The 15,753-nt window shown below is 45.5% G+C and carries 11 protein-coding genes; all 11 read left to right on the top strand.

Annotated features, from left to right (window positions below; all coding sequences use genetic code 11):
- Positions 1-73 precede the first annotated feature (73 nt).
- The 11 genes from J2Z69_RS13870 (at position 74) to flgK (ending at position 15,739) form a co-directional block, all read left to right on the top strand.
- The gene (locus J2Z69_RS13870) at positions 74-4,069 is read left to right on the top strand and encodes an Ig-like domain-containing protein (protein WP_209863768.1); all 3,996 of its coding nucleotides are present in this window, start codon (positions 74-76) and stop codon (positions 4,067-4,069) included.
- A 386-nt stretch (positions 4,070-4,455) separates the two neighbouring features.
- The gene (locus tag J2Z69_RS13865; RefSeq protein WP_209863765.1) at positions 4,456-7,146 is read left to right on the top strand and encodes a stalk domain-containing protein; all 2,691 of its coding nucleotides are present in this window, start codon (positions 4,456-4,458) and stop codon (positions 7,144-7,146) included.
- A gap of 51 nt (positions 7,147-7,197) precedes the next feature.
- Positions 7,198-8,361: a sensor histidine kinase gene (locus tag J2Z69_RS13860; RefSeq protein ID WP_209863762.1), complete on the top strand. Its 1,164-nt coding sequence runs from the start codon at positions 7,198-7,200 to the stop codon at positions 8,359-8,361.
- Position 8,362: 1 nt separating this feature from the next.
- Positions 8,363-9,091, top strand: a complete 729-nt coding sequence (locus tag J2Z69_RS13855; protein ID WP_209863759.1) for a response regulator — start codon at positions 8,363-8,365, stop codon at positions 9,089-9,091.
- 117 nt (positions 9,092-9,208) lie between these two features.
- Positions 9,209-9,619, top strand: a complete 411-nt coding sequence (locus J2Z69_RS13850) for a hypothetical protein (protein ID WP_209863756.1) — start codon at positions 9,209-9,211, stop codon at positions 9,617-9,619.
- A 132-nt stretch (positions 9,620-9,751) separates the two neighbouring features.
- A complete protein-coding gene (locus tag J2Z69_RS13845; RefSeq protein WP_342591595.1) occupies positions 9,752-11,869 on the top strand; it encodes an ATP-dependent helicase ComFA in 2,118 nt (705 codons plus the stop codon).
- A gap of 260 nt (positions 11,870-12,129) precedes the next feature.
- Positions 12,130-12,675, top strand: a complete 546-nt coding sequence (locus J2Z69_RS13840; protein ID WP_245339305.1) for a ComF family protein — start codon at positions 12,130-12,132, stop codon at positions 12,673-12,675.
- A 177-nt stretch (positions 12,676-12,852) separates the two neighbouring features.
- Positions 12,853-13,254, top strand: coding sequence for a TIGR03826 family flagellar region protein (locus tag J2Z69_RS13835; protein ID WP_209863746.1), 402 nt, complete (start codon positions 12,853-12,855; stop codon positions 13,252-13,254).
- 100 nt (positions 13,255-13,354) lie between these two features.
- Positions 13,355-13,648, top strand: a complete 294-nt coding sequence (flgM, locus tag J2Z69_RS13830; RefSeq protein ID WP_209863743.1) for a flagellar biosynthesis anti-sigma factor FlgM — start codon at positions 13,355-13,357, stop codon at positions 13,646-13,648.
- Between the two features lie 9 nt (positions 13,649-13,657).
- Complete coding sequence (locus J2Z69_RS13825; RefSeq protein ID WP_209863740.1) at positions 13,658-14,158, top strand: flagellar protein FlgN; 501 nt, start codon at positions 13,658-13,660, stop codon at positions 14,156-14,158.
- 21 nt (positions 14,159-14,179) lie between these two features.
- Positions 14,180-15,739 carry a flagellar hook-associated protein FlgK gene (gene flgK / locus J2Z69_RS13820; protein ID WP_209863737.1) on the top strand — a complete coding sequence of 520 codons (1,560 nt, stop codon included), beginning with the start codon at positions 14,180-14,182 and terminating at the stop codon, positions 15,737-15,739.
- Positions 15,740-15,753 lie beyond the last annotated feature (14 nt).

Raw genomic sequence — 15,753 nt, 5'->3', positions numbered from 1 at the left:
TCGAGGCTGTAGATTGATGCAGTTACTACATAACAACGATAGGTTGGAAAGTCTGAAGGGAGACGTTACTTGCGTGAGAAAGAAATTAGCTTTATGGATTAGTATCATTATGGTATTGAATGTCCTGTTATCTGTAAGTGTTGGAGCAGTAGCTGGTGCGAATGGGCCTAGCATTACATCTAATATACCTACTGCAGATGCTAAGGGAATTGTAGCGGACAATGTACAATTACAACTTGATTTTGATAATCCGGTGAAGCTGGGTAACGGAACGATTCGTTTCACAAAAATAGATGCATCAGGTCAAGTCATGCCAGCATCTCCAGTCGAAATCCAAGTTGCTACTTCACCCGCTTTAGATTACAGACGAACATTCATATTTAATGCGGTGTCACTCGAGGAGCAGACGAAGTATAGAGTAATTGTGCCGTCTGGTACGTTCACTGACGAGAACAACGTGGATTCAGCATTGAAAGAGTGGGAGTTCACCACCAAAGCTGCAGCTAGCAAAGCCCCTGAGATTTCAACGATTGTACCGAATCCAAATTCGGTGTTAACTTCATATGGAACTACACCGTTCAGTATTACATTTGATAAGAAGGTTACAAAAGGCCAAAATGGATCGATCTACGTTAAGAAGTTCTCTAATAACGCGTCGATTACGATACCTTTAAGTAGTATCAGCGTTTCTAGTAGCAACACAGTCAGCTTTGACGTGAGTGGACTGGAACAAGGGGAGAGTTATTATGTCCTAATCGATGCTGGAATTGTACAGGATGAGGATAATCAAGCTTTTTCTGGGTTTAGTACCACTTCCGTATGGAACTTTAGTGTGGCCGGGGCTGCGCTCCCTAGCCTATCCAATCCAGCACTAACTCCTTCTAATAGCGCTAATAATGTTGCTGTAGGAAGCAGTCTGAAATTAACATTCAATCGTCCGGTATATCCGAACAGCGGGGCGATTTCAATCCAACAAGGGACTTCATCACAAAGCAGCATTCCCGTCACCTCAGCAGCCGTAACTGGAGGAGGTACGAGAGAAATCACCATTACGCCAACTACAGCTTTTACAGCCGGTGCGCAGTATACGGTGAATGTACCTGCCAATGCCTTTAGAGACAGTGGAGGCACGATGTCATCCGCCATATCCAATTGGACGTTCTCTACGATGAGCGCATCATCTACTCCGCTAACGGTCGTGAGTAAATCACCTACAGATCAAAGCGGTTCAGTAAGTATCGCCACAACACCTATCGTAACGTTTAACCGAAATATTGTTTTATCTAGTGGAAATAATCAAGCTGCAAATGGTACAGAGGGAATAACGCTGCGTAAAGCAGGGACTACAATTCTTCCTAGTGCAGTAATTCGCGCAAATGGAACCTCATTATCTATTACGCCTTCATCTCCACTAGATTTGGGTGCTACCTACTATGTGGATATTACCGCAGGAGCCATCAAGGATACAAATGGCATTGGCTTTAACGGACTTAGTGGAGCGGCCAGTTGGAGCTTCGCTACGGGTGCGGCGGATACGACGTCCCCTATTATTCAAACCTCGCAATTGTACAACAATACAACTATACGTCTTCAATATAATGAGACACTGGACAATACGAATAACATTTTGAATTCGACTTTTTCAGTTTTAGTGAATGGGGAGAATCGCCAAGTAAGCAGTACATATATCTCGGGGGATTCGGTCTATGTGGTTTTAGAGACAGGAGTGGCCGTAGGACAGAATGTACGAATTAGTTATACGGCTAACTCCCTCCGTCCCATTCAGGACCTGTACCGGAACGTGGCGGCTTCTTTTTCCGCGCGGGAAGTATCCAATGGTATAGACTCTGCCTTGCCTAAGCCGCAAGATGGGTATGTGTCAGGAAGTACGTTGATTTTGACATTCAAGGATTCGCTAAAGAGCGTATCGACTTATGCCGCAAGTCAGTTCACGGTGACAAGCGACGGGTATAGCAAATCCGTGAGTAGCATTTCTCAAAGTGGGAATACAGTCTACTTATATCTGTCTAGTTCTGTAGGCGACGGGGAAGTAGTTAAGGTATCTTACAATCCCTCCTCTTATCCAATACAGGATTACCGAGGTCAGAATATATCGGCGTTCAGTGATTTCTTTGTTCGAAATACGTATGACACGAAAGCCCCTTTATTTTCTAGCGCTGTAGGTAGCGGGAACAAAGTCGTCCTTACTTATAACGAGGCACTGAAAACAACAGCACTTCCTATGAAAAATCAATTTTCTATTTTGGTGAATAACATGCCGGTCTATGTTACAGCCTTAGGCATCACGGGGAATCAGGTTACGTTGACGCTTGCCTCTTCTTACACGCAGGATCAGAAAGTTACGGTATCTTATGTTCCTTCTTCAGGAGGAATTAGTGACCTGAATGGGAATCTAGCAGGCTATATCAATCTGGAAAATGTAAGTTTTAGCTCCACCGCAGGCCAAGTCATTCGGACAGCTACAGTAAAAGGCGACACGGTAACGTTAAATTTTAATGGGACACTGAGATATGCTCAAGGATCTATTCCTTATAATTTGTTCTACGTGAATGCAGACAATCAGAACAAGGGTGTAGTATCCGCGACGCTTGAGGGGAGCACGATTACACTTAAGCTTTCTTCGCCCGTGACGAGTAGTCAAATTGTAGATGTATCCTACATGCAAGGCACCACACCTATCTACGATACGCAAGGTAACCCCATTGCAGGATTCAGTCGTCTAGCCGTGCAAAATATAGCGGATGGCTCTTCCGGTACATCCGGACTTCCTAGCTATTTGTCTCTTCTGTCTACAACAGATTTCGGCAAATCATCTTATCTTCTAAGTGTAAATACAGCAAGCAAAACGACGGATCGTTCCAGATATGGACAGAGTATAAATAAATACACGTTAGATAGCGCAAAGATCACAGAAGCTTATAATTATCTAGCCACATCTGCTCAAGATCGCACATTAGGATTTGAAGTGCCTAGTGCTGAGAAGGCAGCAGAGGTAGCTGTTCCGCTTCAATCGCTACTTGATGCCTATAACCGGGGAGGTAATCCGTCCTTTGTAGTGAGACATGGCGATACGCTGTATGAAATTCCCTTAGGAAAAATCTCATATACCGATATGGCAAGATTACTCGGAGTTTCTACCTTTAGCTCGTCCTATCTCATTGTCCAATTAGAACGGGTACCCTCATCCTCAATGAGCACGACCATCTCTGCCATAGGAGCCTCTTCTGTAGGCGTTGAGGAACCGGTAGATATCTACATTAGTGCCACATCAGCTACCTCACAGGGAACACAGGCTGTTACGCTCAGTGGTAAGCTTATGGTCCGTACATCGAAGAGTGTTCCTTCTACACAGACATCGTTGATAAAATACCAGATCAATGCGCATACAGGATCCTTTCTTCCGTCCAAAATGGGCAGAAGCGGGAACTACACGATTTTCACCTCATTAACGATGGGTAATCTAATCGCTGGACCGGCAACAGGAATCACCTTCTTCTCTGATATTGGTTCACATTGGGCGCGTAATGACATGATTGAACTAGCAACCAAAATGATTATTGAAGGACGCTCCCAGTACGCTTATCAACCGAATCAGAACATGACCCGTGCAGAGTTCGCTGTGGCGATTGCCAGAGGTCTGGGGCTTACACCGGAGTCCACAAGCGTAAGCCGCTTTCGAGATGTACCCACAGCATCTAGTGCGATGGGCTATATTGGAGCCGCAGCAAAAGCTGGAATTATCACAGGAAATACGGATGGAACATTTCAGCCTAGTCATCCCATTACTCGGGAACAAATGGCGATTATGATGGTACGTGCGCTGAATGCAGTGGGCTCTCCCATAACGCTGAACACAACGCCCGCCCAGACGTTAAAAGGATTCAAAGATGGAAAGAAAATCACATCTCAAGACCTTGTAGCCAAAGCTTATCAAGAAGGGATAATTCAAGGTACAAGCACGACAACATTTGATCCCAAAGGTAATGCAACTCGCGCACAAGCGGCAGTCATGCTCAAACGGGTATTGAGCAAACTAGGATACTTATAGGAAATAGGGAGTCTTCGACATACACGAATTATCTCTGTTTAATGACTAAGAAGCGAATTCCTCCTTATATGAAAAGCTAAAAAGAACGTCCTTCTTTCATCTTCAAGATGGGGGAGGGTGTTCTTTTTATTTTTTTTTCTCGGACTCAGGATAAATATAGAATCTTTCAAAAAAAGGTAGAAAAAAACAGTATATCTATTAAAATGTCATTTTAAATACATTTAATGGAAATTAGAATAAAAGACTGGAGAAAATTCTCTCAATTTCGTAACTTTTCTTAATTTTCGTAGTCTATTAATAGTATGAAGGTTTCCTATATTGGTAGTTAACAGGAATTTACTAGACTCGTTATCAAGGATATGAAGATGGGAGCGTTTTAACCAATTATGACACGAAGATGGGAAGACAAAAGTAGATTATTAGCCGCAAGTAGAGGGAGACAGTTAGCTCTACTTTCTTTAGCAGGACTGATCTGGATTCAGCCTGTCATAAGTCTAGGTCCAATTACAGCGGGATCGGCTGCCTATGCAGCATCTACGCCTACGGTTAAAGTTGGAGAAGAAATTATTACTTCAGGCGCTAAGCTGCTGCACTATCAGTATACTACGCCGCGGGCTTCTAAAATTTTAGCGGATGTCATTCAAGTGGATCTTACGAATCCTTACGTCAAGCTAGATGTCATGACAGGTAAAGGTGGCCAGGTCACGACCCGACAATCCGTTCAGGGCATGGCTCAGGAGACCAAAGCTGTAGCTGGCATTAACGCAGATTATTTCAATGTAAATGGTCAAGGGGTACCGATGGGAGCTTCTGTATCGGAGGGCGCGATGATTACAAGTCCTTCTCAGCTTCAAGGAATGTATGCTTTTTCTGTGAGCAAAAAAGGTACACCATCCATTGATCAATATATATTTGATGGTACGGTTCGCGCAGAGGATGGCTCTACATTCACATTAGCGGGAATCAATAAAGAGTCGTATTTTACAGAACCAAGCAAATCCTACAGTCATGTGAATGCTATGTATATCTACACCAGTGCTTGGAAATCTGCGGATCGTCCTAAGGATAGCGGTACTACGCCGACAGAAGTGCTTGTTCGTAATGGAGTTATCCAGCAGATTTCGCCGGGTGCGGCGATTGCAGGAGATGTACCTTCAGATGGATACATTCTTCGAGCTCATGGCACAGCAGCGACTTATATTTCAACGCATATGGGTGTTGGGCAAAAATTAGATGCCAATTACCAGCTCGTATCAGCTACGAACGGAAGTAAATTAGATCCAGCAGACCAGCAGATGATGGTAGGCGGACATACGTTGCTCGTGGAACAAGGGAAAGTATCTTCCTTTACCAGATCGACTACAAGTATTAGCGGAGCAAGTGGAGTAGCTCGTACCGCCGTTGGATATTCCAAGGACGGAAAGACGGCTTACCTCATCACAGCACAAAAGAATGCTAGCAGCAGCGGAATGACACTTGCAGAACTTCAAAATTTCATGACCAGCATCGGGATCTGGAAAGGACTGAATCTTGATGGCGGCGGCTCTACAACGATGGTCAATCGTCCGCTAGCAGAGACCGGTACGCAGCTTTCTTTTACTACCTCCAATGGAAGTACAACACAGCGATTAGTAGCTAGTGGACTAGGAGTGTATTCCGAAGCGCCTAAAGGGACACTCAAAGGCCTTATCGTTAGTGGTACGAATTCGCTTTTGATAGGCCAAGAGGCTAAGTATACGTTGAAAGGCTATGATAATTTCTATAACCCCGTAGATGCATCAGGTATTAATGCGAACTGGAAATCAAGTGCGGGAAGCCTCGTCTGGACAGGGAATAGCTTCAAGGCGGTAAAAGCAGGAGCCACAAATGTTACAGCCGCAAGCGGACAGGCCTCTGCAAGTGTAAAAGTAAATGTGCTTGGGGGAGCCGACCTCACAAGTCTAAGTACGAATGTGCAGTCGTTACCTTTGACCGCAGGAACTTCGGCAGCTGTGCAAGTCACGGCCATGCTGAAGAATGGTGGATCAGCTAAGGTGCCTGCAGATGCGCTCAATTGGGAAATGATCGGGTTCAAAGGTAGTGTAAAGAATGGAACACTAAGTGTAAATTCGGTCAATTCGAATGCAAAGGTAGGCTATGCCATTGCACGATATGATGGATTTAGCACGGTAATTGTACTGAGTCAGGCTGGGCAGCAGACGTGGGAAGATTTCGAGAATACGTCGTATCCTTTCACATTCTCAGGCTTACCGGCTGAGGCAAGTGGTACCGTTCAAGTGACCGCGGGGAGTGGAGATCATGCAGGCTCCAAAGTTCTTCAACTGAATTATAATTTAACGGGCGGAGTAGGCAATAAATATGCGTATGCTCAGTTCAATGGTTCAGTAGGCAAAGCTATCCCAGCTAAAGCCTCTTCCATGTCGGTAGATGTATTTGGGGATTCAAGTCTGAACTGGCTTCGAGCTGAGTTCGATGTAAATGGCAAGGCGGTATATGCTGATCTGGCGCGTCCATTAGATTTTACAGGATGGAAAACGTTAAATGTAGACTTAAGTTCATCGGGGCTAGGAGCCAATGCCAAATTAAAACGCCTTTATGTAGTGAACTTGGCAGACGGACAGGATGAGCGAGCTTTAACAGGAAGTATTGCCTTTGATAACATCCGATTCACGGTTCCAGGGGCAGGAGCGAATAGTGGGCAATTGAATTCTACCGTAGTCATGACTGTAGGTCAGAAGAGCTTAACGGCAAGTGGCAAAAAAGTAGCTCTTGATGTGGCACCTATAATCAAAGGGGATACTACTTATGTTCCCATTCGTTATGTTCTGGATTACTTCGGAGGACAAGCGAATTGGGATGGAGCGACACAGAAAATTACCGTTCTTCGAGGCAATACGATGATTGATTTGACGGTGGGTCAAAAAGACTTCATTCTGAACGGATTACGCAAACAAGCAGCCGTTTCGCCTCTAATTATGCAAAATAGGACTTTAGTACCGCTACGAATGGTGTCGGAAACGCTCGGAATATCCGTAAAATGGGAACAAAACACGAAGTCGATCACCTTGCAATCATGATATGATAGGTTTGATATATACACGGAAGATAAGAAATGGAGAATTGCCCACGTGGATTTTCAAGCCGACGCGATCGACCGCGTTATAAAAAATGCGATCAATGTGATGGAAGCCAGCAAACTGCAAATGATTGAAATTCTCGATGCCGCACGCACGGAACTGAAGACGCTTAACACAGAGGTACAGCACATCATGAAGGAAACGGCAGAAACAGTAGAGAAAGTCGATCAACTCGAACTGAATTACCGCCGCTCCCGAATCCGGCTGACTGAAGTCAGCCGGGATTTTGTGCGGTACAAAGAAGAAGACATCAAACAGGCGTATGAAGTAGCCACCCAGCTTCAACTGGATCTTATGATCTACAGGGAGAAAGAAATGTACCTCAAGGCCCGCAGAGATGAACTTCAGAAAAGGGCGAAAAATGTGGAGAAATCCGTAGAACGAGCGGAAACCATTGGAAGCCAGATGGGTGTGGTATTGGAATATCTATCAGGGGAACTAGGTCAAGTTACCCGAATTTTAGAGTCTGCCAAGAACCGTCAGATCATCGGCTTGAAGATTATTTTGGCTCAAGAAGAGGAAAGAAAGCGGATTTCAAGAGAAATACACGATGGTCCCGCCCAATTGCTAGCAAATCTAGTTCTTAGGACGGAAATTGTGGAAAGAATGCTCGTCAGGCAGGAATTTAAGATGGTACAAGACGAAATAGTAGATTTGAAGGGACAGGTGCGTTCAAGCCTGGAAGAGATGAGAAAGGTAATCTTCAATCTGCGGCCAATGGCGCTTGACGATTTGGGACTTATACCCACCCTTCGTAAATACGTTCATGATTTTGAGGAGAAGTCCAAAATTCGTGCAACTTTCGAGACCCGGGGGAAAGAGCAACGCCTATCCTCTGCCATGGAGGCAGCTGTCTTCCGTCTGATACAGGAAGCGCTGAATAATGCGGCGAAGCATGCTTACCCTACGTTTGTCGGTGTTGAGATTACTTATCAGGCTCAGATGATTCGAATAGTCGTGCAAGATAATGGTCTTGGATTTAAGGTAGAATCGCTGGAACAGCGGACAAAAGAACATTCGCATTTCGGCCTGATTGGTATGCGTGAGCGTGTTGAGCTGCTGGAAGGCAGAATGGAGATAGAATCCGCCGAGAATCAGGGTACCAAAATCATCATTCATATCCCGACTAACGTAGAAAAGAGAAAGGAGCAATAGAATGGATCACCTAATTAGTAGCAATAAGAAAACGATTAAAGTTCTTTTGGCTGATGACCATCAGCTGTTTCGGGAGGGTCTGAAACGGATTTTGAATATGGAAGAAGATATTGAGGTCATCGGAGAATGCAGCGATGGCAGTCAAGTATTGGATTGGTGCCAACGTGTAAATCCAGAGATTGTTCTAATGGATATCAATATGCCGATTCTGAACGGAGTAGATGCTACAGAGAAACTTCGTGCAACCCTTCCTGAAATAAAAGTGATTATTCTATCGATTCATGATGATGAAAGTTATGTGTTTGAGACCCTTCGTAAGGGAGCTACAGGTTATCTATTGAAAGATATGGAGGCAGAATCATTAATCAATGCGATTCGCTCCGTTGCGGAAGGACACGCATTCATCCATCCTAAGGTTACCGGCAAGCTGATTAATCAGCTTAGACGTATGGAATATCTAAATGAAACGGGGGCCATTGCTGAAGATGGAGCGATCCGTGAAGCGGGTGTGAAATTTGTAGCTGGCGATGACAATCCGCTTACTCGCCGTGAAGCTGAAGTATTAAGATTAATGGCGGAAGGACGCAGTAACAAAATGATTGGCGAACACTTATTCATTAGTGAGAAAACGGTTAAGAACCATGTAAGCAGTATTCTTCAGAAGATGGAAGTGGACGACCGGACTCAAGCCGTAATCAATGCGATTAAATATGGTTGGGTTACCCTGTAATACATAGTGGTAAGAAAATTTCATGAGCCTGTCTAGCATATAGGTGTGTATCACGGATCCAGAGGAACCGAAGCCTGAATAGCGGCATATATTGTCGCTATAAGGAGGGGAGTTCTTATGGTACCGTTATGGATTATTGCATGCTATGGATTAGCAACGCTTGTGGTGCACTGGGTGCATGTGGGTTATATCCGCAGACAGGCTGCTGAATCTCAGTTCGAGCATTTTATTCTAGTGACTCATAATCATGGACAGCAAATGGAATGGTACTTGCGTGCTATTAGCTGGTATGGCCAGATTCGAGGACGGAATTGTCGAATTACGGTATTGGATGAAGGATCAGAGGATGATACAGTAGCCATTACGGAACGGATGCGAGACTCAAGCGAGATGGAACTTCAAGTTATTGGTATAACTGCTGAGCCGAGTGAGGATATTCGTAATCAAGCCGACTGGACTAAGGGTCATAAGGCATGCTACATCGATCTCCGTCTACCTATGGAGGCGGCTAAAATTCCATATGTTTAGTGTAGAGCGTTTTCAAAGGGTAATTAACATAATAGAAAGATGTACAGTGTGAAGCACACGCTTAGGCTATTGGCCTGGGGGTGTGCTTTTTTGCGTTGTTATTAATTAATTTAATGAATGGGAGGCTGTACAGTGAGAATTCATGTATATGCAATACGAAGAAGTGAGGGGTGGAAGGTGGACATTAGTCTGGATATAGTCACAGATCTAACATGGTGGTCGCAGACAGGGGAATATAATGGGTCTAGAGTCTGGCTATTGTCAGAACAGATGCCACTGAGTCTGGCTGTAGGTCTCAGAGATCTATGGATGCTTGAGAATAGAATGGATCATTGGAGTGCTGGCGAGTGGCAATCGGGGATGAAGATTGTGTTATCCAAAATATGGGGGAAAGCAAGCGAGCAGTTATGGGTAGGGAAATCCCCCGTAGTAATTGAAGAAGGAGGTCTCATCGAGGAGGGAGCCAAGCGCAGAGCAAATAGAGAATACATACCTAGTGATATACCTTATTTATTATGGAGCCAAGCGCAGGGCTATACGAACAAAGGCTTAATTATGATGAAGAAGGCTCAAGACATAGTTAGACATGCGGAGGAGCAGTTAACGTGGAACGGTGATGAATGGGGAGGAAGGGAGTCCGAGTCTAGAAGTAAAGGAACGAAAAAATATGAAGATACTATGCAACAGGAGATAGCATGCCGAGTGGCGAGTCTGTTAAAAGGCAGATCACTATTGTTATCCGAGTGGATGGTATATATGGAGCATCATGGCTTGGAAAAGGAAAGCAACTGGCTAGCGGGGATTCAGTTAGCTTATTTAAATGGCCGTATAGATCTCACGGCTTCGATTGCGCCACCTTCAAGGGGAGGTTTACGGAGGCGCACGGCTAGTTCACACTGCCGCCGCTGCGGTAGTGTGGCTATGAAGGCGACACGCTGTGCATCTTGCGGAAGCGATGCGTGCACCTACTGCGAGGCTTGCCTCGCTATGGGGCGGAGCCGGTCTTGTGCGCTGCTGCTGCGCGGCGCACACCGGGCGTGCCCGGCAGATGGCGCTCTCGCTGCGCCTAGCAGCGGGGGCAGGCAGGACTTAGCCCCTGTTGATGCGGACCCGATGGGCCGATGGGGGCTAAGTCCTGCGCAGCGCGAGGCGGCTAGCGCCGCGCTGCGGTTTCTTGAAGAGCCCCCTTCCGTAGGTGGGGGCTCTTGGTGGAGGCGCCGGAAGGAGAGGGTTACTCCGGCGCGGTTCTTGCTCTGGGCCGTCACAGGCGCAGGCAAGACGGAGATGATCTTCCCGCTGCTGAGTGCGGTGTTGCAGCGCGGAGGGAGGGCCTTGGTCGCTACGCCAAGGCGAGATGTGGTACTTGAACTGGCACCGCGTATTGCGGCAGTTTTTCCAGATACTCCGCCGGTAGTCTTGTATGGCGGCAGTCCTGAGCGATGGACAGCAGGCCGCCTAGTATTGGCGACAACCCATCAACTTCTTCGTTTTCATCAATCCTTTGATCTGGTTATTATTGATGAGCTGGATGCTTTTCCTTATCACAATGATCCTATGCTTGCTTTTGCCGCTGAGCAGAGCTGCAAGCCACAGGGTAAGTTTATTTACTTATCCGCTACACCTCCAGTACAGATGCAACTTGCGGTAAGACGGGGCGCACTTGCTCATGTTAAAGTTCCGGCTAGGTATCATGGACATCCGTTACCCGTGCCAACCCGAATTGAAATTCCACCGTTGCAACAATGTCTAAGACACGCTAAACTTCCCGTAGTTCTTAGAAAGATTATAGAGAAATCTACGGAGCGAGGAGCCCAGCTATTTATCTTTGTCTCTCGCATTCATCAGATCGAATCTCTAGTTAATCGATTAAGGCAAGTTATCCCTCCACATATCCGTATAGAAGGCACCTCTTCCAAAGATGAAAGGCGAGCGGAGAAGGTACTAGCTTTTCGAGCGGGAGAAATTCAAATTCTGATTACAACAACGATACTGGAGCGAGGTGTTACCGTACCCCGTAGCGATGTCATCATTTTAGATGCAGATGGTAGTCTGTTCGATGAAGCCTCTCTAGTACAAATGGCTGGTCGAGCAGGCCGATCTGCATCCGACCCTGCGGGACAAGTGACCTTCTATTCGCCAGAGTGGACGAATGCCCAGCGCGGCGCGATACGCCAGATTCGGCGGATGAACAGAATAGCCCGGCGCAAAGGATACTTGCACGAACTGAACACTAGTAGAGCGCGCCTATGATAGAGCGTATACTAGCGCCCCTGCATGCACTGCTAGCTCCGCCAATACCTACATGTTTGGCTTGTGGCAAACGAATGACAAAGGCCGCACAAGGCTACCCCGAAATCTGCCGCGCATGCGTAGCACAGATCCCTTGGATTATCCGGCCCCGCTGCGCGGTATGCGGCCGGTCCATAGGCTGCCCGGACTGCACGCGTCCGGGCGTTGCCGCATCGCGGCATTTCGCCTGCAACCGCAGTGCGGTTGCTTACGACCCGCTCATGCGCGAATGGCTCGCCCAGTACAAGTACCGTGGGCGAGAAGCCTTTACTCCCATCTTTCAACGGATGATGGGACAAGCTTACAAGCGTATGGCGTCGGAGCTATCGGGACCACCCCATGCGGTATCCCCTTGGCACATCGACGCCGTCACCTACGTGCCGCTTAGCCCTAGCAGGCTTAGGGAGCGCGGCTTTAACCAGGCGGAGCTATTGGCCATAGGAGCTGCCGCCGCAGCGAAGGCTCCGCTCATCGACATACTCGAGCGGACACGCGACACGCAGAAGCAGAGCTCCAAGACGCGTCGTGAGCGTCTAAGTGATATGAAGAGCGCATTTCAACTGCAACCCCATGCTGCGGATGTTTTTCAACAAATTCTGTCAAGAAGACGTACTCTATCAAAAAAAAATGAAATTAAAATTTTGCTTATTGATGATGTTTATACCACAGGGAGTACACTGAATTATTGTTCGCTTGCGCTGCTTCAAGCTTGCACAGATTTAGGAATTTCTGCTCAAATGTATAGTTTAACGTGGGCGCGATCTTAGTTTTGTCTAGAGACTATACACATCCATTCTTTTTACCGATTTAATAGTTTAGAAAGAAGTATAGACGTTGGAAGCTCCATTAAGGTAATCTGAAGGGCATAGAGTGTTCCTATTAATTGAGCCATTCATTCGGTAGGACATACTCAGTAGAATTATATGAAAGAGGAGAGAATCCTTATGAACTTAGATAATTGTCCTCGTTGTGGTAAACTATACGTCAAGAACTTTAAGAACTTGTGCTCAGCTTGTATCAAGGACATCGAGAATGAATACGAAATATGCCATAGTTATTTGTATGAGCATAAGAAAGTCTCTCTTCATGAACTTTCCGAAGCTACGGGAGTCTCGACTAAGCAAATTATGAAGTTTATTAAAGAGGGAAGAATCTCTATAGCAGATTATCCGGAATTAATGTATCCATGTGAAGTATGCGGGACTTCTATCACTACGGGGAACATGTGTGATAACTGTCGAAGTCGTCTATCTAGGGATCTTTCGGCTGCAACTGAGGCTAAAGAATCGGGACAGAATGAAGGAAATGGTGCTTACGGGGCAGTTGAACGTTTTCGTAGGGACTAGAAAAACATGACCCCATAACTATTCAATATGTTTCATTTGATGCCGATAAACTTAGTAAAGATTATCGGTATTTTTATTTTTGAGAAAGAAGGTGTAGGTTATGAAAATTAATGAGTCCGGAAGAATTGGATCGATAAATTCGTATCAACGCCAACTAGACAACCAGCGTCAGCTGACTGACAAAAAAGCCAAACGTAAAGATGAAGTATATATATCTGCAACAGCTCAAGAACTTTTGCAAGCTCAGTCTCAAGAGAAGGCTCAGGATCCAGCAAGAGTTCAGCGCATTCAAGATTTGAAAGCTCAGGTGTCTAGCGGAACATACGAGGTAGAAGCGGGCAAGTTAGCGGATAAACTAGCTCCTTACTTTAAGACGTATAGTGATAACAATTAGGAGGACAACATGGCCGTACATCAGTTAATTGAAGCTCTATCCCAGTTAGATCAAGCTCATGCCAATATGATTGAATTAGCTGGGGAGAAGCAGACCGCTATTATGAACAATGATGTCGATGGCCTAATCGGGATATTGAATCAGGAGTCTCGCACTTTGAAGCGGATTGAGCAGTTGGAAGATGTACGCCTCGCTACCTGCTATCATTTTCTGAAAGAGAAGGGTGTTAAGTCCCAACTCAAATTGACGATTACAGAGCTTTCTAGGCTTGTATTTGATCCAGATGAGAAAAAATTATTAACCGATATGCAGCGGCAGCTCTCTGATAAGCTTCAACACTTGAAACGGCTGAATGATTTGAACCAGAAGCTAATTGAGCAGTCTCTTACATTTCTTGAATATTCACTGGATTTGCTGGTGGGTGCACCAGATGAAGCGGCGACTTATCAACATCCTGCGGATAAGCCGGGTAGCGTGAGACGCCCTGGAATTTTCGATACACGTGCTTAGGCCCCATTAGAGGAGGAAATCATGACATCTACATTTCATTCTATAGAAACTGTAAAACGTAGTTTATTCACACAGACTGCAGCTCTGAGCACTACAGGGCATAACATCGCCAATGCAAACACGGAGGGGTATACACGCCAGACCGTCAAGATGAAGCCCTCATTATCCATAGAAGCATACGGACTCAATCGCTCCAGCGCACCAGGACAGCTGGGTACCGGGGTAGAGTATCAATCAATAGAACGCATTAGGCAAGAGTTTTTAGACAGTCAATACCGTAGCGAGAACACAGCAAATGGTAGTTGGGATATTAAGTCGGATACGCTTAGCAAACTTGAGGGTGTTTTTAATGAACCATCGGATACGGGCATCAGCAAAGTGCTTAACAATTTTTGGAATTCTTGGTCAAATCTAAGCAAAGATCCCGAAAGCGCTTCAGCTCGTAAAGTCGTAAAAGAAAATGCATCTGCTTTAACGGATGCAATGAACTATATAAGCGGACAGTTAACTAATTTAAATAAGGATCTCACAACAAACGTTGGTGTAAAAGCAAGTGAGGTTCAGAACTATTTAACTTCCATTGCGGATCTGAATCAGACTATAACTCGCATTGAGGGATTAGGTGATCAAGCGAATGATCTAAGAGATCAACGGGACTTACTGACAGATAAGCTATCTCATATAATTAATGTCAACGTTCAGGAAACGGATCAGGGTTATACCATTTCAATGGGTTCTCAGGTTCTAGTAGAAGGTAAGGTAGTTCAGGTGGATTTGGATGGAACCGGTACGGATGACAAAGGGACATTTTTAGAATCAGCTTATACATCCGGTAACCTTACCGGTGGAGAAGTGTATGGAATGATAGCGTCCCGAGAGAATTACGTCAAAGATTATCAAAAGCAATTGGACAATCTTGCGAATACCCTTGCGAATGGTGAAATTCAAGTTACGTTGCCTAAAGGCACTATCCTTCCTGAAGGTGTGACTGTACAAGGAGTAACGGGTCGTAACGTAACCCAGGATACAGTAGTCACTGTAAAAGGGATAAATGGTCTGCACCAGCTGGGCTATACCATGGATGGTACCACTACAGGAGGCTTGCCATTTTTTGAAGCCAAAGGTGGTGCGGAGATCACAGCTGCGAATATTAGTTTGAACTCCAGCATTGCAGCCAATGAAAATCTTCTTGCTACATCGATGCGTACAGAGAATACGGGAACGAAGGAATCTGTAATTAAAGGGAATAACTCGTTAGCTTTGCTGATGTCTAGTTTGAAGCAGACGAACTTTTCTTCTACCCAGGGCTCTCAAAAGACGACGATAGACGGGCTATACAATTTATCGGTAGGCCAGCTCGGTGTGCAATCCCAAGAGGCAAAGAGACAATTGGATAATTCCAGTATTCTTGTTGAGCAAGTAGAAAGCCAGCGACAATCTGTGAGCGGAGTTTCTCTAGATGAAGAAATGTCGAATATGCTTAAATTTCAACATGCATATAATGCGGCGGCCAGATTCATGACTACTTTTGATGAATTACTTGATAAATTGATAAATTCTACAGGAACTGTAGGTAGATAGTGATACAAGGAGGC

The sequence above is a fragment of the Paenibacillus shirakamiensis genome (assembly GCF_017874255.1).
GTDB classification, from domain to species: domain Bacteria; phylum Bacillota; class Bacilli; order Paenibacillales; family Paenibacillaceae; genus Fontibacillus; species Fontibacillus shirakamiensis.
This window is presented reverse-complemented; position numbering and strand designations above follow the sequence as displayed.

What these genes read in the sequence shown, in the direction of transcription:
- J2Z69_RS13850 (WP_209863756.1), top strand. Translation starts at nt 9,209, where the DNA reads ATGGTACCGTTATGGATTATTGCATGCTATGGATTAGCAACGCTTGTG.
- J2Z69_RS13840 (WP_245339305.1), top strand. Translation starts at nt 12,130, where the DNA reads ATGCGCGAATGGCTCGCCCAGTACAAGTACCGTGGGCGAGAAGCCTTT.
- flgM (WP_209863743.1), top strand. Translation starts at nt 13,355, where the DNA reads ATGAAAATTAATGAGTCCGGAAGAATTGGATCGATAAATTCGTATCAA.
- J2Z69_RS13835 (WP_209863746.1), top strand. Translation starts at nt 12,853, where the DNA reads ATGAACTTAGATAATTGTCCTCGTTGTGGTAAACTATACGTCAAGAAC.
- flgK (WP_209863737.1), top strand. Translation starts at nt 14,180, where the DNA reads ATGACATCTACATTTCATTCTATAGAAACTGTAAAACGTAGTTTATTC.
- J2Z69_RS13825 (WP_209863740.1), top strand. Translation starts at nt 13,658, where the DNA reads ATGGCCGTACATCAGTTAATTGAAGCTCTATCCCAGTTAGATCAAGCT.
- J2Z69_RS13865 (WP_209863765.1), top strand. Translation starts at nt 4,456, where the DNA reads ATGACACGAAGATGGGAAGACAAAAGTAGATTATTAGCCGCAAGTAGA.
- J2Z69_RS13855 (WP_209863759.1), top strand. Translation starts at nt 8,363, where the DNA reads ATGGATCACCTAATTAGTAGCAATAAGAAAACGATTAAAGTTCTTTTG.